Origin of the sequence: Escherichia sp. 94.0001, from assembly GCF_013369155.2 — a bacterium.
GTDB classification, from domain to species: Bacteria; Pseudomonadota; Gammaproteobacteria; order Enterobacterales; family Enterobacteriaceae; genus Escherichia; species Escherichia coli_F.
The window spans coordinates 15,494-40,458 of the sequence record NZ_JABWMS020000016.1; the positions used below are offsets into that span (position 1 = coordinate 15,494).

Here is a 24,965-nt window from a genome sequence, read left to right on the forward strand (position 1 = left end):
ACCTGACACAGAGGATTCCGATTGATGTCGAATGCTTTGCGTAGCGACACTGATGCCACTACTATCGTTCCACTTTCCATGACAATAACGACAGCCTGATGCCAAAATTACGCCTGATCGGATTAACTTTACTCGCACTTAGCGCGACTGCCGTCTCACACGCTGAAGAAACGCGCTATGTTTCCGACGAACTGAATACCTGGGTCCGTAGCGGTCCGGGAGACCATTATCGCCTCGTGGGCACGGTTAACGCCGGCGAGGAAGTGACCTTATTACAAACTGACGCCAACACCAATTATGCCCAGGTGAAAGACAGCTCTGGCCGTACCGCCTGGATCCCGTTGAAACAACTTAGCACAGAGCCAAGCCTGCGCTCCCGTGTGCCAGATCTGGAAAATCAGGTCAAAACCCTGACCGATAAGCTCACCAATATCGATAACACCTGGAATCAGCGCACCGCAGAAATGCAGCAAAAAGTGGCGCAGAGCGACAGCGTGATCAACGGGTTAAAAGAAGAAAATCAGAAACTGAAAAACGAGCTGATTGTCGCGCAGAAAAAGGTCGATGCCGCCAGCGTGCAGCTGGATGACAAACAGCGCACCATCATCATGCAGTGGTTTATGTATGGTGGCGGCGTGCTGGGGCTTGGCTTGCTGCTCGGTCTGGTACTGCCGCACCTGATCCCAACGCGCAAACGTAAAGATCGCTGGATGAACTAAATCGCCTTCTTCGTTGCACTGTCTTATTATTAGGAATTGTGTATTTGACGAAGGGATGATGGCGTGAAGATTTATCTGGTCGGTGGTGCTGTTCGGGATGCATTGTTAGGGCTACCGGTCAAAGACAGAGATTGGGTGGTAGTCGGTAGTACGCCACAGGAGATGCTCGACGCGGGCTACCAGCAGGTAGGCCGCGATTTTCCTGTTTTTCTGCATCCGCAAACGCATGAAGAGTATGCGCTGGCACGTACCGAACGGAAATCCGGTTCCGGTTACACCGGTTTTACCTGCTATGCCGCACCGGATGTCACGCTGGAAGATGATCTTAAGCGGCGCGATCTGACCATTAATGCGCTGGCCCAGGACGATAACGGCGAGATTATCGACCCGTACAACGGTCTGGGCGATCTGCAAAATCGTCTGTTGCGCCATGTTTCCCCCGCTTTTGGCGAAGATCCGTTACGCGTACTGCGCGTGGCGCGTTTTGCTGCGCGTTATGCCCACCTCGGTTTTCGTATTGCCGATGAAACTCTGGCGCTGATGCGCGAGATGACCCACGCGGGTGAACTGGAACACCTGACGCCTGAACGGGTGTGGAAAGAGACGGAAAGCGCCCTCACTACCCGCAATCCCCAGGTGTTCTTCCAGGTACTGCGCGATTGCGGCGCACTGCGCGTTTTATTCCCGGAAATTGACGCCCTGTTTGGCGTTCCGGCCCCCGCCAAGTGGCATCCGGAAATCGACACCGGTATTCACACCTTAATGACGCTCTCAATGGCGGCGATGCTAAGTCCGCAGGTCGATGTCCGTTTCGCAACGCTATGCCACGATCTCGGTAAAGGACTGACGCCGCCAGAACTTTGGCCGCGTCATCATGGTCATGGCCCGGCGGGTGTGAAGTTAGTGGAACAACTATGCCAGCGTCTGCGCGTGCCAAATGAAATTCGCGATTTAGCCAGACTGGTGGCTGAGTTTCACGATCTCATCCACACCTTCCCAATGCTGAACCCAAAAACCATCGTCAAACTATTTGATTCCATCGACGCCTGGCGTAAACCGCAGCGTGTCGAGCAACTGGCGCTGACCAGCGAGGCTGATGTGCGCGGCAGAACCGGTTTTGAATCAGCGGACTACCCGCAAGGCCGCTGGTTGCGCGAAGCCTGGGAAGTGGCACAGTCAGTGCCGACAAAAGCCGTCGTTGAAGCGGGATTTAAAGGTGTGGAGATTCGCGAGGAGCTGACCCGACGGCGGATTGCGGCGGTAGCCAGCTGGAAGGAACAACGTTGTCCAAAGCCTGATTAAGCACTTGAATTTCAATTTATTGCAAACACCGGCCAGGTCGGATAAGACGCACAAGCGTCATATCCGACACTATTCCTCAATCAAAAGAACACGACATACACCGCAGCAGCCACAATAAAGCGATAAATGGCGAAAGGGATAAACGAAATGCGCTTAATCAATTGCAGGAAGGTTTTAATCGCTATCAGCGCCACCACAAAAGCGGTGATAAACCCAACGGCAAACATCGGGATATCGCCGGTTGTCAGGAAGCCCCAGCTTTTGTAGAGATCGAGCGCCGTTGCGCCCATCATCATCGGCACCGCCAGCAGGAACGAGAACTCGGAAGCCGCGTAACGGCTCACGCCCATCAGCATCCCGCCAGATATGGTCGCCCCGGAGCGTGAAAAACCCGGCCACAGCGCCAGACACTGGAAGCAGCCAATCATAAACGCCTGGCGATAGGTCATATCATCGAGACCCGGCGCACGCGGCTCTTTCGGCTTCAGACATTCGGCAGCAATCAGCAACAAACCACCAACCACTAGCGCATACATCACATTTATTGGATTAAACAATGATTTAATCGTGTCATGGAACAACAATCCCAGTACTACCGCTGGGATCATGCCAAGCAGAATGTGGATCAGCGTTAAACGGCCTTTGCTTTCTCCTTCGTGTTGCAGCGGACGACCAAAGTGAATGCCAATCAGGCCAAACAGACGCCGCCAGAACATCACTACTACCGCCAGAATTGATCCTAACTGGATCACGACTTCAAAGGTTTTCGCCGTGTCGCCCTCAAATCCCAACAAGTGACCGACAATAATCATATGGCCCGTGCTGGATACCGGCAGAAATTCTGTCAATCCTTCGACCACACCCAATATTGCCGCTATCAGCAGCGAGTGCATATCGCTCATCAATAAACCCCTAAATTATAAAAATGTAACGCTTGTCCAAACTACTGCAGTATGACCAGGTTATAACCGTTTGGTTTAACAGCTGTAAAATTAATTATTTTCTTTCAGATTATTGCCACGCTCAATGATGACGCCAACATTCGCCGCCCGCGCCACTGCGCCTGGCTTGCTGAGTTTGATACGCACCCACGGCGAGTTGAAGCGTGCTAACAGCAGCTCCGCCACCTCTTCCGCCACACGTTCCACCAGCGCAAAACGCGCGCCCTCGACGTGGCTGACTACCGTTTCTGCAATGTCAGCGTAACTGAGGCAATCCGCCACATCATCACTTTTCGCCGCTTTACGGTTATCCCACGCCATTTCGATATCGAACACTAACTTCTGTTCGATGGTCTGTTCCCAGTCGTAAACACCAATAGTGGTGATTACCGAAAGTTGCTCTATAAATACAATATCCATCACGTCCTGCCTGCTTTTTGGCTAACCGGATACCACTTCCGGCGAAATGTGCGTATTATCCACAGATTCATCGTTGAACACGAATTTTCAAAACGGAACAGCTTATGAGTGCAATCGCGCCTGGAATGATCCTCATCGCGTACCTCTGCGGCTCCATTTCCAGTGCCATTCTGGTTTGCCGCTTGTGTGGGCTGCCCGATCCGCGAACCAGCGGCTCCGGTAATCCTGGCGCAACCAATGTGTTACGTATCGGTGGCAAGGGAGCAGCCGTAGCAGTACTGATTTTCGACGTTCTGAAAGGAATGTTGCCCGTCTGGGGCGCGTATGAATTAGGTGTCAGCCCCTTCTGGCTAGGCTTAATTGCCATCGCCGCCTGCCTTGGACACATCTGGCCCGTTTTCTTCGGTTTTAAAGGAGGAAAAGGCGTTGCTACCGCTTTTGGTGCCATCGCACCAATTGGCTGGGATCTCACCGGAGTAATGGCGGGAACCTGGTTACTGACCGTGCTATTGAGCGGATACTCGTCGCTGGGAGCGATTGTCAGCGCACTGATTGCTCCATTTTACGTCTGGTGGTTTAAGCCACAATTCACCTTCCCGGTTTCGATGCTCTCATGCCTGATCCTGCTGCGCCATCATGACAACATCCAGCGTCTGTGGCGTCGTCAGGAGACAAAAATCTGGACGAAATTCAAAAGAAAGCGCGAAAAGGATCCTGAGTGATTTTTCGCGAGTCTACATAACCTGATAGCCTTCGTCGGGCTTGCCTAGCCGCTGCTGGCACCATGCCGCCAGAAATTCCACGCAGACACGTAATTTCATGCTGCGATAGAGCGGCTCCCGGTAAACAGCCCAGATATTGGCGCTTTGTGCATACTCCGGCAATACTCGCACCAGTTTGCCACTCTCCAGAAACGGTAAAACATCCCACTCAGAACGCAGCATAATTCCTTTTCCTTCCAGCGCCCATTGCAGCACAATCTCGCCGCTATTGGAGGAAAGGTGCCCGCTTACCTTCACCGATTTTTTCTCCTGACCATTCCCCAACTCCCATATTCCGTGGGTCATATCGCGCTCTTTGGTCACCAGACAGTCATGACGACTTAATTCCTGCAAGGATTGTGGCTGCGGATATTTTTGCAGATACTCAGGTGCTGCACATAATATTCGTTTATTTTTTGTCAAAAGATGCGCAATATAATAATCAGGAATTTCGTCATTAATACGAATATCCAGATCAATATTATCCTGCACTAAATCAATTTGCCGATCGAACAATTCAAAATGCACCTGTAACTCAGGATAATTGCGCATCAGTTCGGTAATAGCTGGCGCAATATGGCTGCGCCCAAAACCAAAACTACAGCCAATACGAATCATCCCCTCCGGGCGCGTTTTGATTTGCGTGACGTCATCGACCAGTCTCTGATATTGGGTGAGGATTTCCAGCGCATGCTCGTAACAACGTTGGCCACTTTCAGTCAGCGCCACGCCGCGAGCGGAGCGGTTCAGCAGCGTTGTTGCCAGCGTATTTTCAAGGATTTGGATCCGCTTGGTGACAAATGCAGGCGTCTGCCCAAGCGTCGCCGCTGCGGCGCTAAAACTCCCGCTGTGGACGATTTCTACCAGTACCTGCAAATCTTTGGCTAAAGGCCAGCTATTCAGCATCGTTAATTATCCGCAGTTGTGATAAGCGCAGTGTATTTCGCAAAACATTGCCATTCCCTGCTCTGGCGCAATATTCATTCTTATTTTCGCGTTGATTCACGAACTGTGAATTACATATTCACGGCGGCAAAAAATATAAAACCACATTTTTAGTGGTAGTTTGTGGCGGTGAATTTTTCCAGACAAATACATAAACTGGAGTTGCCATGATGAGCGAAAGTAATAAGCAACAGGCAGTGAATAAGTTGACGGAGATTGTCGCTAACTTTACCGCCATGATTTCTACCCGAATGCCCGATGACGTGGTGGACAAACTAAAACAGCTAAAGGATGCCGAAACGTCGTCGATGGGGAAAATCATCTACCACACGATGTTCGACAACATGCAAAAAGCAATCGACCTGAATCGTCCTGCCTGTCAGGACACCGGCGAAATCATGTTTTTTGTTAAGGTCGGTTCCCGTTTCCCACTGCTTGGCGAGCTGCAAAGCATTCTTAAGCAAGCCGTGGAAGAGGCAACCGTCAAAGCGCCACTGCGTCACAATGCGGTAGAAATTTTTGACGAAGTGAACACCGGCAAAAATACCGGCAGCGGCGTACCGTGGGTCACCTGGGATATCGTCCCCGACGGTGACGATGCGGAAATCGAAGTTTACATGGCAGGCGGCGGCTGCACGTTGCCTGGTCGTTCGAAAGTGTTAATGCCGTCGGAAGGCTACGAAGGCGTAGTGAAATTCGTCTTCGAAAATATCTCCACCCTCGCCGTAAACGCCTGTCCACCGGTACTGGTAGGCGTGGGCATCGCCACCTCGGTGGAAACCGCCGCTGTGCTCTCACGTAAAGCCATTTTGCGCCCAATTGGCAGCCGCCATCCCAATCCAAAAGCGGCAGAGCTGGAACTACGCCTGGAAGAAGGACTCAACCGTCTGGGGATTGGTCCACAGGGGCTGACTGGCAACAGTTCAGTGATGGGCGTACATATCGAATCTGCCGCCCGCCATCCGTCAACCATCGGCGTTGCTGTTTCTACCGGCTGCTGGGCGCATCGTCGCGGCACACTGCTGGTTCATGCCGATCTCACCTTTGAAAATCTGTCTCACACCCGGAGCGCGTTATGAAAAAGATCCTGACAACCCCGATCAAAGCTGAAGATCTGCAAGATATTCGCGTCGGCGATGTGATCTACCTGACCGGTACGCTGGTAACCTGCCGTGACGTTTGTCACCGTCGCTTGATCGAACTCAAACGTCCGATCCCTTACGATCTCAACGGCAAAGCGATTTTCCACGCTGGCCCCATCGTGCGCAAAAACGGCGACAAATGGGAGATGGTATCCGTCGGCCCGACAACCAGTATGCGTATGGAAAGTTTTGAACGTGAATTTATCGAACAGACCGGCGTGAAACTGGTGGTCGGCAAAGGCGGAATGGGGCCGCTGACCGAAGAAGGCTGCCAGAAATTCAAGGCGCTGCATGTGATTTTCCCGGCAGGCTGCGCAGTACTGGCGGCAACCCAGGTGGAAGAGATTGAAGAGGTGCACTGGACAGAACTCGGGATGCCGGAGTCGCTGTGGGTCTGCCGGGTCAAAGAGTTCGGTCCGCTGATTGTCTCTATTGATACCCACGGCAACAACCTGATAGCCGAAAACAAAAAGCTGTTCGCCGAACGCCGCGATCCCATCGTGGAAGAGATTTGCGAGCACGTCCACTACATCAAATAACCCTCCCGGAGAGGCTCACCCCCTCTCCTTTTTCGCAGGCATAACACGATGAAACCTTCCACTGAATGGTGGCGATACCTTGCGCCGCTGGCGGTCATCGCCATTATTGCTCTAATTCCGGTTCCCGCAGGGCTGGAGAGTCATACCTGGCTCTACTTTGCCGTTTTTACTGGCGTGATCGTTGGACTGATCCTCGAACCCGTGCCGGGTGCCGTGGTGGCGATGGTGGGTATCTCCATTATCGCCATTCTCTCGCCGTGGCTGCTGTTTAGCCCGGAGCAGCTCGCCCAGCCAGGTTTTAAGTTCACCGCCAAATCCCTCTCCTGGGCGGTTTCTGGTTTTTCTAATTCGGTTATCTGGCTGATTTTCGCCGCCTTTATGTTTGGCACAGGCTATGAAAAAACCGGGCTGGGGCGACGTATCGCGCTGATTCTGGTGAAAAAGATGGGGCATCGTACGCTGTTTCTCGGCTATGCGGTGATGTTCTCCGAGCTGATCCTGGCACCTGTAACACCGTCCAACTCGGCGCGCGGTGCGGGGATTATCTATCCCATCATCCGTAACCTGCCACCGCTCTATCAATCACAACCAAACGACAGCAGTTCGCGCAGCATTGGCTCGTACATCATGTGGATGGGGATTGTTGCCGACTGCGTGACCAGCGCCATTTTCCTGACGGCGATGGCACCAAACTTGCTGTTAATTGGACTGATGAAAAGCGCATCTCACGCCACGCTGAGTTGGGGCGACTGGTTTCTCGGCATGTTGCCGCTCAGCATTTTACTGGTTCTGCTGGTTCCCTGGCTGGCTTACGTGCTGTACCCGCCGGTACTGAAGTCTGGTGATCAGGTGCCGCGCTGGGCAGAGACGGAACTGCAGGCAATGGGCCCGCTCTGTTCTCGTGAAAAACGGATGCTGGGGCTGATGGTAGGCGCACTGGTGCTGTGGATTTTCGGCGGTGATTATATCGATGCCGCGATGGTCGGTTACAGCGTGGTGGCACTGATGCTGCTTCTGCGCATTATCTGCTGGGACGATATTGTCAGTAATAAAGCGGCGTGGAACGTTTTCTTCTGGCTGGCCTCGCTTATCACCCTCGCTACCGGACTCAACAACACCGGTTTTATTAGCTGGTTTGGCAAACTGTTAGCAGGCAGCTTAAGCGGTTATTCGCCAACGATGGTGATGGTGGCGTTGATTGTGGTGTTTTATCTGCTACGCTACTTCTTTGCCAGCGCCACGGCGTATACCTCCGCTCTCGCGCCGATGATGATTGCCGCCGCGCTGGCGATGCCGGAAATCCCGCTTCCCATGTTCTGCCTGATGGTTGGCGCGGCAATTGGTCTGGGGAGCATTCTTACGCCATACGCCACCGGACCCAGTCCAATTTACTACGGTAGTGGTTATCTGCCAACGGTGGATTACTGGCGACTGGGGGCAATTTTTGGGCTGATATTCCTCGTGTTGCTGGTGATTACCGGCTTACTGTGGATGCCCGTGGTGTTGCTTTAAGTGAGGACGGTGCCGGAAGTGACTCTCCGGCACCTAATAGTTTTACGCGGCCGGTAACTCTGCCAGCGGCCAGCGCGGACGCACGCTAACGCCGAGATCCGCCGTCGCGCCTGCTTTAAACCGCACCATTCCGGCATAGGCGATCATCGCGCCGTTATCAGTACAAAATTCCGGACGCGCGTAGAACACTTCGCCACGGCGTTTTTTCATCATTTCAGCCAGCTTCGCCCGTAACGTGCGGTTAGCACTCACGCCGCCTGCCATTACCAGTCGCTTAAAGCCTGTCTGATCCAGCGCTCGCTTACACTTAATCATCAACGTATCGACCACCGCATCTTCAAAGGCGCGGGCGATATCAGCACGCGTCTGGTCGTCGGTGCCGTTATCACGAATGGTATTTGCCGCGAAGGTTTTCAGACCAGAAAAGCTGAAATCCAGCCCCGGACGGTCGGTCATCGGGCGCGGGAAGACAAAGCGCCCGGCTGTACCCTGCGCCGCCATTTTCGACAGTAACGGACCACCAGGATAATCGAGCCCTAACAGTTTCGCGGTTTTATCAAAGGCTTCACCGGCGGCATCATCGATAGACTCGCCGAGCAGCTCGTACTGACCAATGCCTGTGACGCTGATTAACTGCGTATGGCCGCCGGAAACCAGCAACGCGACAAACGGGAATTCTGGCGGATTATCTTCCAGCATCGGCGCTAACAGATGCCCTTCCATATGGTGTACCGGGATCGCCGGAACGCCCCAGGCAAACGCCAGCGAACGCCCGACCGTTGCGCCAACCAACAGCGCACCGACTAATCCAGGGCCTGCAGTATAGGCCACGGCGTCAATGTCTTTTGCCGTTAAACCGGACTCTTTCAGCGCCTCCTGGATCAACGGTACGGTTTTACGCACGTGATCGCGGGAGGCCAGTTCAGGCACGACGCCGCCGTAGTCAGCGTGCAATTTCACCTGACTATACAATTGGTTGGCTAACAAACCTTTTTCATCGTCGTAAATGGCGATGCCGGTTTCATCGCAGGAAGTTTCAATACCCAGTACACGCATGACTTGTTTTACCTCGCTTTATTACCGCGCAGTGTAGGACCAATGCGGGTTGATGTAAAACTTTGTTCGCCCCTGGAGAAAGCCTCGTGTATACTCCTCACCCTTATAAAAGTCCCTTTCAAAAAAGGCCGCGGTGCTTTACAAAGCAGCAGCAATTGCAGTAAAATTCCGCACCATTTTGAAATAAGCTGGCGTTGATGCCAGCGGCAAACCGAATTAATCAAAGGTGAGAGGCACATGCCGGTAATTAAAGTACGTGAAAACGAGCCGTTCGACGTAGCTCTGCGTCGCTTCAAGCGTTCCTGCGAAAAAGCAGGTGTTCTGGCGGAAGTTCGTCGTCGTGAGTTCTATGAAAAACCGACTACCGAACGTAAGCGCGCTAAAGCTTCTGCAGTGAAACGTCACGCGAAGAAACTGGCTCGCGAAAACGCACGCCGCACTCGTCTGTACTAATTCCCCGAGAGCGTTGCTCTCCGATCAGACCGAGTTGTAGTTGTAAGGCCGTGCTTCCGAAAGGAATGCGCGGCTTATTTTCGTTTATGAATTGCTAAAAATCGGGGCCTATGGCTGGACGAATCCCACGCGTATTCATTAATGATCTGCTGGCACGCACTGACATCGTCGATCTGATCGATGCCCGTGTAAAGCTGAAAAAGCAGGGCAAGAATTTCCACGCGTGTTGTCCATTCCACAACGAGAAAACCCCGTCATTCACCGTTAACGGTGAAAAACAGTTTTACCACTGCTTTGGATGTGGCGCGCACGGCAATGCGATCGACTTCCTGATGAACTATGACAAGCTCGAGTTCGTCGAAACGGTCGAAGAGCTGGCGGCAATGCACAATCTTGAAGTGCCATTTGAAGCAGGCAGCGGCCCCAGTCAGATCGAGCGCCATCAACGGCAAACGCTTTATCAGTTGATGGACGGTCTGAATACGTTTTACCAACAATCTTTACAGCAACCTGTTGCCACGTCTGCGCGCCAGTATCTGGAAAAACGCGGATTAAGCCACGAGGTTATCGCCCGCTTTGCGATTGGTTTTGCGCCCCCCGGCTGGGACAACGTCCTGAAACGGTTTGGCGGTAATCCAGAAAATCGTCAGTCATTGATTGATGCGGGCATGTTGGTCACCAACGATCAGGGTCGCAGTTACGATCGTTTCCGCGAGCGGGTGATGTTCCCCATTCGCGATAAACGCGGTCGGGTGATTGGTTTTGGCGGGCGCGTGCTGGGCAACGATACCCCCAAATACCTGAACTCGCCGGAAACCGATATTTTCCATAAAGGCCGCCAGCTATACGGTCTTTATGAGGCGCAGCAGGATAACGCTGAACCCAATCGTCTGCTTGTGGTCGAAGGCTATATGGACGTGGTGGCGTTGGCGCAATACGGCATTAATTACGCCGTTGCGTCGTTAGGCACGTCAACCACTGCCGATCACATTCAGTTGTTGTTCCGCGCGACCAACAATGTCATTTGCTGTTATGACGGTGACCGTGCAGGTCGCGATGCTGCCTGGCGAGCGTTGGAAACGGCGTTGCCTTACATGACAGACGGACGGCAGCTACGTTTTATGTTTTTGCCTGATGGCGAAGACCCTGACACGCTGGTGCGCAAAGAAGGTAAAGAAGCGTTTGAAGCGCGGATGGAGCAGGCGATGCCGCTCTCCGCTTTTCTGTTTAACAGTCTGATGCCGCAAGTTGATCTGAGTACCCCTGACGGGCGCGCACGTTTGAGTACGCTGGCACTGCCATTGATATCGCAGGTGCCGGGCGAAACGCTGCGAATATATCTTCGTCAGGAATTAGGCAACAAATTAGGCATACTTGATGACAGCCAGCTTGAACGATTAATGCCAAAAGCGGCGGAGAGCAGCGTTTCTCGCCCTGTTCCACAGCTAAAACGCACGACCATGCGTATACTTATAGGGTTGCTGGTGCAAAATCCAGAATTAGCGACATTGGTCCCGCCGCTTGAGAATCTGGATGAAAATAAGCTCCCTGGACTTGGCTTATTCAGAGAACTGGTCAACACTTGTCTCTCTCAGCCAGGTCTGACCACCGGGCAACTTTTAGAGCACTATCGTGGTACAAATAATGCTGCCACCCTTGAAAAACTGTCGATGTGGGACGATATAGCAGATAGGAATATTGCTGAGCAAACCTTCACCGACTCACTCAACCATATGTTTGATTCGCTGCTTGAACTGCGCCAGGAAGAGTTAATCGCTCGTGAGCGCACGCATGGTTTAAGCAACGAAGAACGCCTGGAGCTCTGGACATTAAACCAGGAGCTGGCGAAAAAGTAATTTAACGGCTTAAGTGCCGAAGAGCGATCGGGAAGCCCCCGACAGCCGCACTGAGAGGCAGCGGCAAATATATAAGTACGCCCTCGTAATTATCGTTGGCGGTAAATAACCGTTGGATTTCAGCGTTAACGGCTGAAGGACAGCGGGTCAATCGCCCAACACCAACCTCATGAAATAAGTGTGGATACCGTCTTATGGAGCAAAACCCGCAGTCACAGCTGAAACTTCTTGTCACCCGTGGTAAGGAGCAAGGCTATCTGACCTATGCCGAGGTCAATGACCATCTGCCGGAAGATATCGTCGATTCAGATCAGATCGAAGACATCATCCAAATGATCAACGACATGGGCATTCAGGTGATGGAAGAAGCACCGGATGCCGATGATCTGATGCTGGCTGAAAACACCGCGGACGAAGATGCTGCCGAAGCCGCCGCGCAGGTGCTTTCCAGCGTGGAATCTGAAATCGGGCGCACGACTGACCCGGTACGCATGTACATGCGTGAAATGGGCACCGTTGAACTGTTGACCCGCGAAGGCGAAATTGACATCGCTAAGCGTATTGAAGACGGGATCAACCAGGTTCAATGCTCCGTTGCTGAATATCCGGAAGCGATCACCTATCTGCTGGAACAGTACGATCGTGTTGAAGCAGAAGAAGCGCGTCTGTCCGATCTGATCACCGGCTTTGTTGACCCAAACGCAGAAGAAGATCTGGCACCTACCGCCACTCACGTCGGTTCTGAGCTTTCCCAGGAAGATCTGGACGATGACGAAGATGAAGACGAAGAAGATGGCGATGACGATAGCGCCGATGATGACAACAGCATCGACCCGGAACTGGCTCGCGAAAAATTTGCGGAACTGCGCGCTCAGTACGTTGTAACGCGTGACACCATCAAAGCGAAAGGTCGCAGTCACGCTGCCGCTCAGGAAGAGATCCTGAAACTGTCTGAAGTATTCAAACAGTTCCGCCTGGTGCCGAAGCAGTTTGACTACCTGGTCAACAGCATGCGCGTCATGATGGACCGCGTTCGTACGCAAGAACGTCTGATCATGAAGCTCTGCGTTGAGCAGTGCAAAATGCCGAAGAAAAACTTCATTACCCTGTTTACCGGCAACGAAACCAGCGATACCTGGTTCAACGCGGCAATTGCGATGAACAAGCCGTGGTCGGAAAAACTGCACGATGTCTCTGAAGAAGTGCATCGCGCCCTGCAGAAACTGCAGCAGATTGAAGAAGAAACAGGCCTGACCATCGAGCAGGTTAAAGATATCAACCGTCGTATGTCCATCGGTGAAGCGAAAGCCCGCCGTGCGAAGAAAGAGATGGTTGAAGCGAACTTACGTCTGGTTATTTCTATCGCCAAGAAATACACCAACCGTGGCTTGCAGTTCCTTGACCTGATTCAGGAAGGTAACATCGGCCTGATGAAAGCGGTAGATAAGTTCGAATATCGCCGTGGTTACAAGTTCTCCACCTACGCAACCTGGTGGATCCGTCAGGCGATCACCCGCTCTATCGCGGATCAGGCGCGCACCATCCGTATTCCGGTGCATATGATTGAGACTATCAACAAGCTCAACCGTATTTCTCGCCAGATGCTGCAAGAGATGGGCCGCGAGCCGACGCCGGAAGAACTGGCTGAACGTATGCTGATGCCGGAAGACAAGATCCGCAAAGTGCTGAAAATCGCCAAAGAGCCAATCTCCATGGAAACGCCGATCGGTGATGATGAAGATTCGCATCTGGGGGATTTCATCGAGGATACCACCCTCGAGCTGCCTCTGGATTCTGCGACCACCGAAAGCCTGCGTGCGGCAACGCACGACGTGCTGGCTGGCCTGACCGCGCGTGAAGCGAAAGTTCTGCGTATGCGCTTCGGTATCGATATGAACACCGACCACACGCTGGAAGAAGTGGGTAAACAGTTCGACGTTACCCGTGAACGTATCCGTCAGATCGAAGCGAAGGCGCTGCGTAAACTGCGTCACCCGAGCCGTTCTGAAGTACTGCGTAGCTTCCTGGACGATTAATCGGTAGGTCGGATCAGGCGTTACGCCACATCCGGCACTTTTCCCTTTGCACAAACGCCACCTTTTCGGTGGCGTTTTTTATCGCCCACGCACTACCAGCGCCTGGTCCAGTTCCCGATACGCCTCAACCAGTTTCTCCAGTGAAACGCGACTTAAACCGCTGGGATTTGGCAGTACCCAAATCTGCGTCGAACCAATAGTGAGCGTTTGCTTCCCCCACTGTGCACCGCGTTGGCTGAATCCTTGCTCAAACGCTTGTTTGCCCAGAATCGCCAACGCTTGTGGTTGGTAATCTTCAATTTTTTCAATCAGCTTACGCCCGCCTGCGTGTAGCTCTTGCTTTGAAACTTCATTGGCATGCACCGTTGGACGGTCTACCAGTTTGGTGACGCCACAACGATAATCCAGCAGATGCTGCGCCTCCTGCGGCTTCAACTGACGGTCGGTAAACCCGGCCTGATATATTACCTTCCAGAAGCGATTTGCCGGATGAGCAAAGGGAAAACCAGTTCCGGCGGATGAAAGACCAGGGTTGATACCGCAAAACACAACCCGTAACCCTGGAGCCAAAATATCCTCAACCATATTTACTCCTTTCTAACATCACCAGGAAAAGTATAACGGATTGAAAATACATTGTTTATAAAAACAGCAGGCGAGCGGTAATGGCTGGATTGCGACACGGAGTTACTTTATAATCCGCTACCATGGCCCCTTAGCTCAGTGGTTAGAGCAGGCGACTCATAATCGCTTGGTCGCTGGTTCAAGTCCAGCAGGGGCCACCAGACATAGCAAAGGCTGACGAGAAATCGTCAGCCTTTTTCTTTTTATATATCAGTTACTTTGCGTGCCAGTAAGCCGCTGCGCGTACCCGCTGTGGGTCATACTGTTCCGCTTCAAAGCGGCTGCTTAAATTCTTAACGACTTTGCCTTCGCCGGTTATCCAGATGAAGTAATCATCGGCAGGGATTTGCAGCTGCGCCAGGCGTGCGTCTACCGCCTGCTCATCATGCGCCAACCATTCGATATTAAAACCATCAAGGTGCGCGAGATAATCCTGACAGGCGTTATCCTGTACGCTGACCAGCGCGGTAACTTGCGATTTAACGGCAAGTTTACTCAACGTTTCCAGGCGGCGGCGCAGTGCCGGCATTCCGGACTCATCGCAAACATACACCTGATACGCGTAATCTTCCGGCACCACCAGCGAACCGCGCGGCCCTGCCACCGTGAGTTTATCGCCCGGTTGCGCCTGCATCGCCCAGCTGCTGGCGACTCCGCCGTCGTGAATAAAGAAATCGATCGCCAGTTCATGACGTTGTTCGTCATACAGTGGCGTATAGTCACGCGACGGTGGGCGTGGTCCTTCCGGCCAGACGATCCCCTCTTCCGTTACCGTTGGCGGCACAAAGTGAACGTCAGATTGAGGAAAGAAGAGTTTGCTGTGATCGTCAAAGCCGCGCGATGTAAAACCGTCCAGCGCCTCGCCGCCGAGGACAATGCGCTGAAAACCGGCACTGATACGCTCAACGCGTAACACAGTCAGTTCACGGAAGCGCAGATCATTGCGAACGCGCTGTGGGTAGCTGGGGGAATTATTCATTGTTATCGCCTTCGTGATGATAATCAGATATATCTAAATAATTTTCGTAAATGATAATGATTGTTAATCATGATAAATGCAAGCGATTTGTAGAACTGATATGTCTATAGTCTGATAAGACGAACCGCCTCTTCTCAGGCATCATTACTCAACGCCGGATGCGGCGTGAACGCCTTATCCGGCCTACGTGTGAGATGAGTCCACGTTTAAAAATCATTTTTACACTTGCAAGAGCGCTCATATCAGATATAAATTAGATATATCTAATTAAGCAAAAGGAGGCTGATATGAGCCATCATCACGAAGGGTGTTGTAAACATGAAGGCCAGCCACGCCATGAGGGCTGCTGCAAAGGTGAGAAGTCAGAACACGAGCACTGCGGACACGGTCACCAGCATGAACACGGTCAATGCTGCGGTGGTCGCCACGGTCGCGGCGGCGGTCGTCGGCAACGTTTCTTTGGTCACGGCGAATTGCGTCTGGTGATTCTGGATATTCTCTCGCGCGATGACAGCCACGGTTACGAATTGATTAAAGCGATTGAAAATCTGACCCAGGGAAATTACACCCCAAGCCCGGGCGTCATCTACCCGACGCTGGATTTTCTGCAGGAGCAGTCGCTGATTACCATCCGCGAAGAGGAAGGTGGTAAGAAGCAGATTGCGCTGACCGAACAAGGCGCGCAGTGGCTGGAAGAAAACCGCGAACAGGTGGAGATGATTGAAGAACGCATCAAAGCGCGTTGCGTTGGCGCGGCGCTGCGCCAGAACCCGCAAATGAAGCGGGCATTGGATAATTTTAAAGCGGTGCTGGATTTACGCGTCAACCAGAGCGATATCACTGATGCACAAATAAAAAAGATCATTGCGGTGATTGACCGCGCCGCTTTTGATATTACCCAACTGGATTAATCACCGATTGCCGGATGCGGCGTACCCTACACACCCCGTAGGCCTGATAAGATGCGCCAGCATCGCATCAGGCATTGTGTACAAACGGCTATATCCGGCATACCGATTAATGCAGCACCGTCACCGCGTCTTCCAGTCGGCTGGCGCGGTGTTTCACCATCGCCGACACCTGCGCACTCTCTTCCACTAACTCGGCGTTTTTCTGGGTGATCAGGTTAAGCTCATCCACTGCACGGGTCAGGCTGGAAAGCCCATCGGACTGTTCCAGCGTTGAATGGCTAATCTGAGCTATCAACTGGGTGACGTTTTTTACCTGCGCCACAATATCTTCCATCGTCCGTCCGGCGGCGTGTACCTGCTGCGAACCGGATTGCACCTTATCAGCACTGGCATCAATCAGCTTGCGAATATCGTTGGCGGCATTAGCACTGCGGCTGGCTAAATGACGCACTTCCCCTGCCACCACTGCAAAACCTTTGCCTTGTTCTCCGGCACGCGCCGCTTCCACCGCCGCATTCAGGGCGAGAATATTGGTCTGAAACGCAATATCGTTAATCAGCGAAGTAATGGTGCCAATGCGCTGGGTACTGTCAGCAATATCGTCCATCGTTTTGATCACCGTGGACATCGCCTCCCCGCCCTGCACGGCCGCATTACTGGCGGTGATCGAAAGTTTATCGGCAGCCGACGCCGTGGCAGAGTTCTGTTTCACCGACGCCGCCATCTGGTTCATGGTCGCCACCGTTTGCTGAACATTATCAACCGTCTGTTGGGTATGTTCGTTCAGTTCATCAGTGCCTTTCGCCAGCGTCTCGCTGCCGTTTCTGACACTGGACACCTGGCTCGAGACATCGTTAATTAGCCAACGGCACATCAGGCCAAGCTGCCCTACCGCGCGTAATGTCAGCCCCAGCTCATCGCTGCGATTCAGATGCTCAACACTATTACGTTCTCCGGTCGCCACCTTCAGTGCCTGACGGGCGACATTTTCTATCGGGCGCACAATCTGCCATTCAAAACAGGCGCTTACTAACAATACCACTAATGCACAGAGGAAATACGACACCACCGGGGCAGCAACAAACCAAAGCATAGCCGCCAACAAGATAAACATCAGCGTCATCACTCCACGCGCCCGCCAGCGAAGCGGCAATGAAGGCAGTTTTCCCAGCCAGCCTTTACGCACCACCAGGCCTTTATGAATACGCTTACTGGTACGTCCGGCGTTCAACGCTTTGTACAGTGGCTCCACCGCCGCAATCTCTTCATCCGTCGCCCGGGTACGAATCGACATATAGCCACTGATTTTTCCCTCGCGCACCATCGGTACCGCATTGGCCCGCACCCAATAATGGTCGCCATTTTTGCGGCGATTTTTCACGATGCCGCTCCAGGGCTCCCCTTTTTTCAGGGTGAACCACATATCCGCAAACGCCGCTTTTGGCATATCGGGATGACGCACCATATTGTGCGGCTGCCCCTGTAACTCCTGCAAGGTATAGCCGCTCACCTGCACAAAAGTGTCATTAGCATGAGTGATATAGCTTTGCAGATCGGTAGTGGACATCAGAGTGGTATCGTCCGCCAGCGGGGTATTTTGCTGGGTGACATACGGATGAGAAGACATGTTCGCGTCCTGTGCAGGTTATATGGTTGTTAACTTCTTGTCAGAGTTTATGTCGGCCCCGCTGCGGTTATCTTTAACCGATTAATTTGATTTAGATCGCAATTTGCGATTAAAGCACAAATCTAATTCCTTGATTTAAAATACTTTCACTCTGTTACTATACGAAAACGTTAATTATCTTGCCCAAAAATCAGGCATTTATTGCCCTAAAAGCGTGCATTTGCGCAGCGATCACCACATCCATACCCAATATAGACCGTGCAAAATAACAGCAAATGTTAACAAATAGCATTAAATATTGCGTAAATGTAACCAGATTTGTGTTTATCCCGATTTTCGCGATCGCAGCCGGAGTGGCGCAATCCCTGCAATACTTAAATCGGTATCATGTGATACGCGAGCCTCCGGAGCATATTTTGAACAGGTTACCTTCGAGCGCATCGGCTTTAGCGTGCAGCGCCCACGCCCTGAATCTCATTGAGAAGCGAACGCTGGATCATGAGGAGATGAAAGCACTTAACCGAGAGGTCATTGAATACTTCAAAGAGCATGTCAATCCGGGGTTTTTAGAGTATCGCAAATCTGTTACCGCCGGCGGGGATTACGGAGCCGTAGAGTGGCAAGCGGGAGGTTTAAATACGCTTGTCGACACCCAGGGACAGGAGTTTATCGACTGCCTTGGAGGTTTTGGAATTTTCAACGTGGGGCACCGTAATCCAGTTGTGGTTTCCGCCGTACAGAATCAACTTGCGAAACAACCGTTGCACAGCCAGGAGCTGCTTGATCCATTACGGGCAATGCTGGCGAAAACCCTTGCTGCGCTAACGCCCGGTAAGCTGAAATACAGCTTCTTCTGTAATAGCGGCACCGAGTCCGTTGAAGCAGCGCTGAAGCTGGCGAAGGCTTATCAGTCGCCGCGCGGCAAGTTTACTTTTATTGCCACCAGCGGCGCGTTCCACGGTAAATCGCTTGGCGCGCTGTCGGCCACGGCGAAATCGACCTTCCGCAAACCGTTTATGCCGTTACTGCCGGGCTTCCGTCATGTACCGTTTGGCAATATCGAAGCCATGCGCACGGCTCTTAACGAGTGCAAAAAAACCGGTGACGATGTTGCCGCAGTGATCCTTGAGCCGATTCAGGGTGAAGGTGGCGTAATTCTACCGCCGCCGGGCTATCTCACCGCCGTGCGTAAGCTGTGCGATGAGTTCGGCGCACTGATGATCCTCGATGAAGTACAAACGGGCATGGGGCGCACGGGCAAGATGTTCGCCTGCGAGCATGAGAACGTTCAGCCGGACATTCTGTGTCTGGCAAAAGCCCTCGGCGGCGGCGTGATGCCGATTGGCGCGACCATCGCCACTGAAGAGGTGTTCTCAGTTCTGTTCGACAACCCGTTCCTGCATACCACCACCTTTGGCGGCAACCCGCTGGCCTGTGCGGCGGCGCTGGCGACCATCAATGTGTTGCTGGAGCAGAACTTACCGGCTCAGGCTGAGCAAAAAGGCGATATGTTGCTGGACGGTTTCCGTCAACTGGCACGGGAATATCCCGATCTGGTACAGGAAGCGCGTGGCAAAGGGATGTTGATGGCGATTGAATTTGTCGATAACGAAATCGGCTACAACTTTGCCAGCGAGATGTTCCGCCAGCGCGTACTGGTGGCCGGAACGCTCAATAACGCCAAAACGATCCGCATTGAACCGCCACTGACACTGACCATTGAACAGTGCGAACTGGTGATCAAAGCGGCGCGTAAGGCGCTGGCGGCCATGCGAGTAAGTGTCGAAGAAGCGTAATATCAAATCGGATGGCGATACGACGTCGCCATCCGATTGTTTTATACGATACGTACGCCCGCAGGCATCATCCGCTCCGGCGTTAACAGCACGCTTTCGCTGCCGTCATCGGTTTCCGCACACAACAGCATGCATTCCGACGTTTCACCGCGCATTTTCGCTTTTTGCAGATTGCATAAGACCACCACCGTTTTTCCCATCAGCTCTTCTTCGCTGTAGTACGGCACCAGGCTGGTCACGGTTTGCAGCGTTTTTTCCCCCACATCAACCTGTACGATGTACAGCTTGTCGGCGTTTTCATGGCGTTTCACTTCCACAATCTTTCCGACGCGCATTTCCAGACGTGCAAAATCAGCGTAAGCCACGGTTTCCATTGCTTCCTCCCCTTGAGTAAAATTTTACTAAACTATAGCAAAAGTTTTTCTCAATCCTGTAGGCTAAAAATGGAGAATGCAGGCGTGATCACATTCGTGAGCCGCTGTGTTACCGTTACAGCGTCAAAGAAACGCGCTTTATTTACTGAAAACAGGTGACCCGATAAGCACTTCCTCTACAATGGGGGCGCACATCAGGGAAAGTAAAAAAGGTAAACATGGCAACACTAAAAGACATCGCAATCGAAGCTGGCGTATCCCTGGCGACAGTATCCAGGGTCTTAAATGACGATCCGACATTGAATGTGAAAGAAGAGACGAAACATCGCATTCTCGAGATCGCCGAAAAGCTGGAGTACAAGACCAGTAGCGCCCGTAAACTACAGACAGGCGCAGTCAACCAGCACCATATTTTGGCTATCTACAGCTACCAACAAGAGCTGGAAATCAACGATCCTTACTATCTGGCGATCCGCCACGGCATTGAAACCCAGTGCGAAAAGCTGGGCATCGAGCTCACCAACTGTTATGAACACAGCGGCTTACCAGACATTAAAAACGTCACCGGTATTTTGATTGTCGGCAAACCCACGCCAGCCCTGCGCGCCGCCGCCTGCGCACTGACTGACAATATCTGTTTTATCGACTTTCACGAACCCGGTAGCGGTTACGATGCGGTGGATATCGATCTGGCTCGCATCAGTAAAGAAATCATCGACTTCTATATCGATCAGGGTGTTAATCGTATTGGTTTTATTGGCGGTGAAGATGAGCCTGGCAAGGCGGATATTCGTGAGGTCGCCTTTGCGGAATATGGCCGACTGAAACAAGTGGTACGCGAAGAGGATATCTGGCGCGGCGGTTTTTCCAGTTCGTCGGGCTATGAACTGGCAAAACAGATGCTGGCGCAGGAAGACTATCCGAAGGCACTGTTTGTTGCTTCCGATTCCATTGCTATCGGCGTACTGCGGGCAATTCATGAACGTGGCCTGAACATCCCACAGGATATTTCGCTTATCAGCGTTAACGATATCCCCACCGCACGATTTACCTTTCCGCCGCTCTCCACCGTGCGCATCCATTCCGAGATGATGGGAAGCCAGGGCGTTAACCTGGTGTATGAAAAAGCCCGGGATGGTCGCGCGCTGCCGCTGTTAGTCTTCGTTCCCAGCAAATTAAAACTGCGCGGCACGACCCGTTAAATCCCCTTACACACTGTCCGGCAATCGTTTTTGCCGGGCAGTGCTGCCGTTTATTTTCGTGATCCAGTTAAAGTAAATGCATTTACTCGCTATATTTTAGTGAAAATTTTACTAAACTCCCCAGCAATTACACAAACTACCATCACCATGAATGGTTCCGATTTCTCTCTACCGGGAGGCCCTATGAATCGCTGGGAAAACATTCAGCTCACCCACGAAAACCGACTTGCGCCGCGTGCGTACTTTTTTTCATATGATTCTGTTGCGCAAGCGCGTACCTTTGCCCGCGAAACCAGCAGCCTGTTTCTGCCCTTAAGTGGTCAGTGGAATTTCCACTTTTTTGACCATCCGCTGCAAGTGCCAGAAGCCTTCACCTCTGAGTTAATGGCTGACTGGGGGCATATTACCGTCCCCGCCATGTGGCAAATGGAAGGCCACGGCAAACTGCAATATACCGACGAAGGTTTTCCGTTCCCTATCGATGTGCCGTTTGTTCCCAGCGATAACCCAACCGGTGCCTATCAACGTATTTTCACCCTCAGTGACGGCTGGCAGAGTAAACAGACGCTGATTAAATTTGACGGCGTCGAAACCTATTTTGAAGTCTACGTTAACGGTCAGTATGTGGGTTTCAGCAAGGGCAGTCGCCTGACCGCAGAGTTTGACATCAGCGCGATGGTTAAAACCGGCGACAACCTGTTGTGTGTGCGCGTGATGCAGTGGGCGGACTCTACCTACGTGGAAGACCAGGATATGTGGTGGTCGGCGGGGATCTTCCGCGATGTTTATCTGGTCGGTAAACAACTCACGCATATTAACGATTTCACCGTGCGTACCGACTTTGACGAAGCCTATTGCGATGCCACGCTTTCTTGTGAAGTAGTGCTGGAAAATCTCGCCGCCTCCCCTGTCGTAACGACGCTGGAATATACCCTGTTTGATGGCGAACGCGTGGTGCACAGCAGCACCATTGATCATTTGGCAATTGAAAAACTGACCAGCGCCAGCTTTGCTTTTACTGTCGAACAGCCCCAGCAATGGTCAGCAGAATCCCCTTATCTTTACCATCTGGTCATGACGCTGAAAGACGCCGACGGCAACGTTCTGGAAGTGGTGCCACAACGCGTTGGCTTCCGTGATATCAAAGTGCGCGACGGTCTGTTCTGGATCAATAACCGTTATGTGATGCTGCACGGCGTCAACCGTCACGACAACGATCATCGCAAAGGCCGCGCCGTTGGAATGGATCGCGTCGAGAAAGATCTCCAGTTGATGAAACAGCACAACATCAACTCTGTGCGTACCGCTCACTACCCCAACGATCCGCGTTTTTACGAACTGTGTGATATCTACGGCCTGTTTGTGATGGCGGAAACCGATGTCGAATCGCACGGCTTTGCTAACGTCGGCGATATCAGCCGTATTACCGACGATCCGCAGTGGGAAAAAGTCTACGTCGAGCGCATTGTTCGCCATATCCACGCGCAGAAAAACCATCCGTCGATCATCATCTGGTCGCTAGGCAATGAATCCGGCTATGGCTGTAACATCCGCGCGATGTACCACGCAGCGAAGGCGCTGGATGACACGCGACTGGTGCATTACGAAGAAGATCGCGATGCTGAAGTGGTCGATATTATTTCCACCATGTACACCCGCGTGCCGCTGATGAATGAGTTTGGTGAATATCCGCATCCGAAGCCGCGCATCATCTGTGAATACGCCCATGCGATGGGGAACGGTCCGGGCGGGCTGACGGAGTACCAAAACGTATTCTATAAGCACGATTGCATTCAGGGACATTATGTTTGGGAATGGTGCGACCACGGGATCCAGGCGCAGGATGACAACGGCAATGTCTGGTATAAATTCGGCGGTGACTACGGCGACTATCCCAACAACTATAACTTCTGTCTTGATGGTTTGATCTATTCCGATCAGACGCCGGGGCCGGGACTGAAAGAGTACAAACAGGTTATCGCGCCGGTAAAAATCCACGCGCTGGATCTGACTCGCGGCGAGCTGAAAGTAGAAAATAAACTGTGGTTTACCACGCTTGATGACTACACTCTGCACGCAGAAGTGCGCGCCGAAGGTGAAACACTCGCGACGCAGCAGATTAAACTGCGCGACGTTGCACCGAACAGCGAAGCGCCCTTGCACATTACGCTGCCGCAACTGGACGCCCGTGAAGCGTTCCTCAACATTACAGTGACCAAGGATTCCCGCACCCGCTACAGCGACGCCGGGCACCCTATCGCCACTTATCAGTTCCCGCTGAAGGAAAATACCGCGCAGCCAGTGCCTTTCGCACCAAATAATGCGCGTCCGCTGACGCTGGAAGACGATCGTTTGAGCTGCACCGTTCGCGGCTACAACTTCGCGATCACCTTCTCAAAAATGAGTGGCAAACCGACATCCTGGCAGGTGAATGGCGAGTCGCTGCTGACCCGCGAGCCAAAGATCAACTTCTTCAAGCCGATGATCGACAACCACAAGCAAGAGTACGAAGGGCTGTGGCAACCGAATCATTTGCAGATCATGCAGGAGCATCTGCGCGATTTTGTCGTTGAGCAAAGTGATGATGAAGTGTTGATCATCAGCCGCACGGTTATTGCCCCACCGGTGTTTGATTTCGGAATGCGCTGCACCTACATCTGGCGCATCGCTGCCGATGGCCAGGTTAACGTGGCGCTTTCCGGCGAACGTTACGGCGACTATCCGCACATCATTCCGTGCATCGGTTTCACCATGGGGATTAACGGCGAATACGACCAGGTAGCATATTACGGACGTGGACCGGGCGAAAACTACGCCGACAGCCAGCAGGCTAACATCATTGATATCTGGCGCAGTACCGTCGATGCCATGTTCGAGAACTATCCCTTCCCGCAGAACAACGGCAACCGTCAGCATGTCCGCTGGACGGCACTCACTAATCGCCACGGCAACGGTCTGCTGGTGGTTCCGCAGCGCCCCATTAACTTCAGCGCCTGGCACTCCACCCAGGAAAACATCCACGCTGCCCAGCACTGTAACGAACTGCAGCGCAGTGATGACATCACCCTGAATCTTGACCACCAACTGCTTGGCCTCGGCTCTAACTCCTGGGGCAGCGAAGTGCTGGACACCTGGCGCGTCAGGTTCCGTGACTTCAGCTACGGCTTTACGTTGCTGCCAGTTTCTGGCGGGGAAGCTACCGCGCAAAGCCTGGCGTCGTATGAGTTCGGCGCAGGGTTCTTTTCCACGAATTTGCACAGCGAGAATAAGCAATGAGGATCATCGATAACTTAGAACAGTTCCGCCAGATTTACGCCTCTGGCAAAAAGTGGCAACGCTGCGTTGAAGCGATTGAAAATATCGACAACATTCAGCCTGGCGTCGCCCACTCCATCGGTGACTCATTGACTTACCGCGTGGAGACAGACTCCGCGACCGATGCGCTATTTACCGGGCATCGACGCTATTTTGAAGTACATTACTACCTGCAAGGACAACAAAAAATTGAATATGCGCCGAAAGAGACATTACAGGTAGTGGAATATTATCGTGATGAAACTGACCGTGAATATCTAAAAGGCTGCGGAGAAGCCGTTGAGGTCCACGAAGGGCAAATCGTTATTTGTGATATCCATGAAGCGTATCGATTTATCTGTAATAACGCGGTCAAAAAAGTGGTTCTCAAAGTCACCATCGAAGATGGTTATTTCCATAACAAATAACAATTACGGCGGCATAAGGAGTTTGCCGCCACCGCTACCCTACTCATT

At 52.4% G+C, this 24,965-nt stretch carries 22 protein-coding genes and 1 tRNA gene; 15 read left to right on the forward strand and 8 right to left on the reverse strand.

Annotated features, from left to right (window positions below; all coding sequences use genetic code 11):
* The first annotated feature begins 98 nt into the window (after positions 1 to 98).
* Positions 99 to 719, forward strand: a complete 621-nt coding sequence (locus tag HEN33_RS10405) for a TIGR04211 family SH3 domain-containing protein (protein WP_001125332.1) — start codon at positions 99 to 101, stop codon at positions 717 to 719.
* Positions 720 to 782: 63 nt separating this feature from the next.
* Positions 783 to 2,021 carry a fused tRNA nucleotidyltransferase/2',3'-cyclic phosphodiesterase/2' nucleotidase/phosphatase Cca gene (gene cca / locus HEN33_RS10410; RefSeq protein WP_001551671.1) on the forward strand — a complete coding sequence of 413 codons (1,239 nt, stop codon included), beginning with the start codon at positions 783 to 785 and terminating at the stop codon, positions 2,019 to 2,021.
* 80 nt (positions 2,022 to 2,101) lie between these two features.
* Here cca and bacA read toward each other — a convergent pair whose 3' ends face one another.
* Positions 2,102 to 2,923, reverse strand: coding sequence for an undecaprenyl-diphosphate phosphatase (bacA, locus tag HEN33_RS10415; RefSeq protein ID WP_001305111.1), 822 nt, complete (start codon positions 2,921 to 2,923; stop codon positions 2,102 to 2,104).
* 90 nt (positions 2,924 to 3,013) lie between these two features.
* Positions 3,014 to 3,382, reverse strand: a complete 369-nt coding sequence (gene folB / locus HEN33_RS10420) for a bifunctional dihydroneopterin aldolase/7,8-dihydroneopterin epimerase (RefSeq protein WP_001295541.1) — start codon at positions 3,380 to 3,382, stop codon at positions 3,014 to 3,016.
* Positions 3,383 to 3,486: 104 nt separating this feature from the next.
* On the opposite strand from folB, the gene plsY reads away from it, so the two are divergent.
* On the forward strand, positions 3,487 to 4,104 hold the full coding sequence (gene plsY, locus HEN33_RS10425) for a glycerol-3-phosphate 1-O-acyltransferase PlsY (protein ID WP_001272796.1): 618 nt from the start codon (positions 3,487 to 3,489) through the stop codon (positions 4,102 to 4,104).
* Positions 4,105 to 4,116: 12 nt separating this feature from the next.
* Here plsY and ttdR read toward each other — a convergent pair whose 3' ends face one another.
* Positions 4,117 to 5,049, reverse strand: coding sequence for an L-tartrate utilization transcriptional activator TtdR (gene ttdR / locus HEN33_RS10430; protein ID WP_000935209.1), 933 nt, complete (start codon positions 5,047 to 5,049; stop codon positions 4,117 to 4,119).
* Positions 5,050 to 5,255: 206 nt separating this feature from the next.
* Between ttdR and ttdA the strand changes: the two genes are divergently transcribed.
* The 3 genes from ttdA to ttdT are packed head-to-tail and all read left to right on the forward strand — an operon-like array spanning position 5,256 to position 8,281.
* Positions 5,256 to 6,167: a L(+)-tartrate dehydratase subunit alpha gene (gene ttdA, locus HEN33_RS10435; protein WP_000986806.1), complete on the forward strand. Its 912-nt coding sequence runs from the start codon at positions 5,256 to 5,258 to the stop codon at positions 6,165 to 6,167.
* On the forward strand, positions 6,164 to 6,769 hold the full coding sequence (gene ttdB, locus HEN33_RS10440; protein ID WP_000722957.1) for a L(+)-tartrate dehydratase subunit beta: 606 nt from the start codon (positions 6,164 to 6,166) through the stop codon (positions 6,767 to 6,769). Before ttdA ends, ttdB begins: the two co-directional genes overlap by 4 nt.
* A 48-nt stretch (positions 6,770 to 6,817) precedes the next feature.
* The gene (gene ttdT, locus HEN33_RS10445; protein WP_176263603.1) at positions 6,818 to 8,281 is read left to right on the forward strand and encodes an L-tartrate/succinate antiporter; all 1,464 of its coding nucleotides are present in this window, start codon (positions 6,818 to 6,820) and stop codon (positions 8,279 to 8,281) included.
* Between the two features lie 42 nt (positions 8,282 to 8,323).
* On the opposite strand, the gene tsaD is transcribed toward ttdT, so the two are convergent.
* Positions 8,324 to 9,337 carry a tRNA (adenosine(37)-N6)-threonylcarbamoyltransferase complex transferase subunit TsaD gene (gene tsaD, locus HEN33_RS10450; RefSeq protein ID WP_032185154.1) on the reverse strand — a complete coding sequence of 338 codons (1,014 nt, stop codon included), beginning with the start codon at positions 9,335 to 9,337 and terminating at the stop codon, positions 8,324 to 8,326.
* A gap of 237 nt (positions 9,338 to 9,574) precedes the next feature.
* On the opposite strand from tsaD, the gene rpsU reads away from it, so the two are divergent.
* The 3 genes from rpsU to rpoD all read left to right on the forward strand — a co-directional run bounded on the left by rpsU (position 9,575) and on the right by rpoD (position 13,682).
* Complete coding sequence (gene rpsU / locus HEN33_RS10455; RefSeq protein WP_001144069.1) at positions 9,575 to 9,790, forward strand: 30S ribosomal protein S21; 216 nt, start codon at positions 9,575 to 9,577, stop codon at positions 9,788 to 9,790.
* A gap of 110 nt (positions 9,791 to 9,900) precedes the next feature.
* Positions 9,901 to 11,646: a DNA primase gene (dnaG, locus tag HEN33_RS10460; protein ID WP_000918834.1), complete on the forward strand. Its 1,746-nt coding sequence runs from the start codon at positions 9,901 to 9,903 to the stop codon at positions 11,644 to 11,646.
* A gap of 194 nt (positions 11,647 to 11,840) precedes the next feature.
* Positions 11,841 to 13,682 carry an RNA polymerase sigma factor RpoD gene (gene rpoD, locus HEN33_RS10465; protein ID WP_000437371.1) on the forward strand — a complete coding sequence of 614 codons (1,842 nt, stop codon included), beginning with the start codon at positions 11,841 to 11,843 and terminating at the stop codon, positions 13,680 to 13,682.
* Positions 13,683 to 13,760: 78 nt separating this feature from the next.
* On the opposite strand, the gene mug is transcribed toward rpoD, so the two are convergent.
* Complete coding sequence (gene mug, locus HEN33_RS10470) at positions 13,761 to 14,267, reverse strand: G/U mismatch-specific DNA glycosylase (protein ID WP_176263602.1); 507 nt, start codon at positions 14,265 to 14,267, stop codon at positions 13,761 to 13,763.
* A 124-nt stretch (positions 14,268 to 14,391) separates the two neighbouring features.
* Here mug and HEN33_RS10475 point away from each other — a divergent pair.
* A tRNA-Ile gene (locus HEN33_RS10475) sits at positions 14,392 to 14,467 on the forward strand.
* A gap of 53 nt (positions 14,468 to 14,520) precedes the next feature.
* Here the strand turns inward: HEN33_RS10475 and nfeF are convergent.
* Positions 14,521 to 15,285: an NADPH-dependent ferric chelate reductase NfeF gene (gene nfeF, locus HEN33_RS10480; protein WP_176263601.1), complete on the reverse strand. Its 765-nt coding sequence runs from the start codon at positions 15,283 to 15,285 to the stop codon at positions 14,521 to 14,523.
* A gap of 287 nt (positions 15,286 to 15,572) precedes the next feature.
* Here nfeF and nfeR point away from each other — a divergent pair, with 287 nt between their 5' ends.
* On the forward strand, positions 15,573 to 16,196 hold the full coding sequence (nfeR, locus tag HEN33_RS10485) for a DNA-binding transcriptional regulator NfeR (RefSeq protein WP_000018005.1): 624 nt from the start codon (positions 15,573 to 15,575) through the stop codon (positions 16,194 to 16,196).
* 106 nt (positions 16,197 to 16,302) lie between these two features.
* Here nfeR and aer read toward each other — a convergent pair whose 3' ends face one another.
* A complete protein-coding gene (aer, locus tag HEN33_RS10490) occupies positions 16,303 to 17,823 on the reverse strand; it encodes an aerotaxis sensor receptor Aer (protein WP_000094718.1) in 1,521 nt (506 codons plus the stop codon).
* Positions 17,824 to 18,239: 416 nt separating this feature from the next.
* Here aer and ygjG point away from each other — a divergent pair, with 416 nt between their 5' ends.
* On the forward strand, positions 18,240 to 19,619 hold the full coding sequence (gene ygjG / locus HEN33_RS10495; RefSeq protein ID WP_001297164.1) for a putrescine aminotransferase: 1,380 nt from the start codon (positions 18,240 to 18,242) through the stop codon (positions 19,617 to 19,619).
* A 41-nt stretch (positions 19,620 to 19,660) separates the two neighbouring features.
* Here ygjG and HEN33_RS10500 read toward each other — a convergent pair whose 3' ends face one another.
* A complete protein-coding gene (locus HEN33_RS10500) occupies positions 19,661 to 19,993 on the reverse strand; it encodes a tRNA-binding protein (RefSeq protein ID WP_000450588.1) in 333 nt (110 codons plus the stop codon).
* Positions 19,994 to 20,211: 218 nt separating this feature from the next.
* On the opposite strand from HEN33_RS10500, the gene ebgR reads away from it, so the two are divergent.
* From ebgR to HEN33_RS10515, 3 genes are all read left to right on the forward strand, one after another.
* The gene (ebgR, locus tag HEN33_RS10505) at positions 20,212 to 21,195 is read left to right on the forward strand and encodes a transcriptional regulator EbgR (RefSeq protein WP_176263600.1); all 984 of its coding nucleotides are present in this window, start codon (positions 20,212 to 20,214) and stop codon (positions 21,193 to 21,195) included.
* Between the two features lie 183 nt (positions 21,196 to 21,378).
* A complete protein-coding gene (ebgA, locus tag HEN33_RS10510) occupies positions 21,379 to 24,471 on the forward strand; it encodes a beta-galactosidase subunit alpha (RefSeq protein ID WP_176263599.1) in 3,093 nt (1,030 codons plus the stop codon).
* Complete coding sequence (locus HEN33_RS10515; protein ID WP_001219950.1) at positions 24,468 to 24,917, forward strand: beta-galactosidase subunit beta; 450 nt, start codon at positions 24,468 to 24,470, stop codon at positions 24,915 to 24,917. The genes ebgA and HEN33_RS10515 overlap by 4 nt, the downstream gene beginning before the upstream one ends.
* The last annotated feature ends 48 nt before the right edge of the window (positions 24,918 to 24,965 follow it).

Coding starts and splice junctions, on each gene's coding strand:
- folB (WP_001295541.1), bottom strand. CDS start 3,382: ATGGATATTGTATTTATAGAGCAACTTTCGGTAATCACCACTATTGGT.
- ttdA (WP_000986806.1), top strand. CDS start 5,256: ATGATGAGCGAAAGTAATAAGCAACAGGCAGTGAATAAGTTGACGGAG.
- ebgA (WP_176263599.1), top strand. CDS start 21,379: ATGAATCGCTGGGAAAACATTCAGCTCACCCACGAAAACCGACTTGCG.
- ebgR (WP_176263600.1), top strand. CDS start 20,212: ATGGCAACACTAAAAGACATCGCAATCGAAGCTGGCGTATCCCTGGCG.
- ttdT (WP_176263603.1), top strand. CDS start 6,818: ATGAAACCTTCCACTGAATGGTGGCGATACCTTGCGCCGCTGGCGGTC.
- nfeF (WP_176263601.1), bottom strand. CDS start 15,285: ATGAATAATTCCCCCAGCTACCCACAGCGCGTTCGCAATGATCTGCGC.
- rpsU (WP_001144069.1), top strand. CDS start 9,575: ATGCCGGTAATTAAAGTACGTGAAAACGAGCCGTTCGACGTAGCTCTG.
- plsY (WP_001272796.1), top strand. CDS start 3,487: ATGAGTGCAATCGCGCCTGGAATGATCCTCATCGCGTACCTCTGCGGC.
- HEN33_RS10405 (WP_001125332.1), top strand. CDS start 99: ATGCCAAAATTACGCCTGATCGGATTAACTTTACTCGCACTTAGCGCG.
- tsaD (WP_032185154.1), bottom strand. CDS start 9,337: ATGCGTGTACTGGGTATTGAAACTTCCTGCGATGAAACCGGCATCGCC.
- HEN33_RS10515 (WP_001219950.1), top strand. CDS start 24,468: ATGAGGATCATCGATAACTTAGAACAGTTCCGCCAGATTTACGCCTCT.
- ttdR (WP_000935209.1), bottom strand. CDS start 5,049: ATGCTGAATAGCTGGCCTTTAGCCAAAGATTTGCAGGTACTGGTAGAA.
- mug (WP_176263602.1), bottom strand. CDS start 14,267: ATGGTTGAGGATATTTTGGCTCCAGGGTTACGGGTTGTGTTTTGCGGT.
- rpoD (WP_000437371.1), top strand. CDS start 11,841: ATGGAGCAAAACCCGCAGTCACAGCTGAAACTTCTTGTCACCCGTGGT.
- dnaG (WP_000918834.1), top strand. CDS start 9,901: ATGGCTGGACGAATCCCACGCGTATTCATTAATGATCTGCTGGCACGC.
- nfeR (WP_000018005.1), top strand. CDS start 15,573: ATGAGCCATCATCACGAAGGGTGTTGTAAACATGAAGGCCAGCCACGC.
- aer (WP_000094718.1), bottom strand. CDS start 17,823: ATGTCTTCTCATCCGTATGTCACCCAGCAAAATACCCCGCTGGCGGAC.
- ttdB (WP_000722957.1), top strand. CDS start 6,164: ATGAAAAAGATCCTGACAACCCCGATCAAAGCTGAAGATCTGCAAGAT.
- HEN33_RS10500 (WP_000450588.1), bottom strand. CDS start 19,993: ATGGAAACCGTGGCTTACGCTGATTTTGCACGTCTGGAAATGCGCGTC.
- bacA (WP_001305111.1), bottom strand. CDS start 2,923: ATGAGCGATATGCACTCGCTGCTGATAGCGGCAATATTGGGTGTGGTC.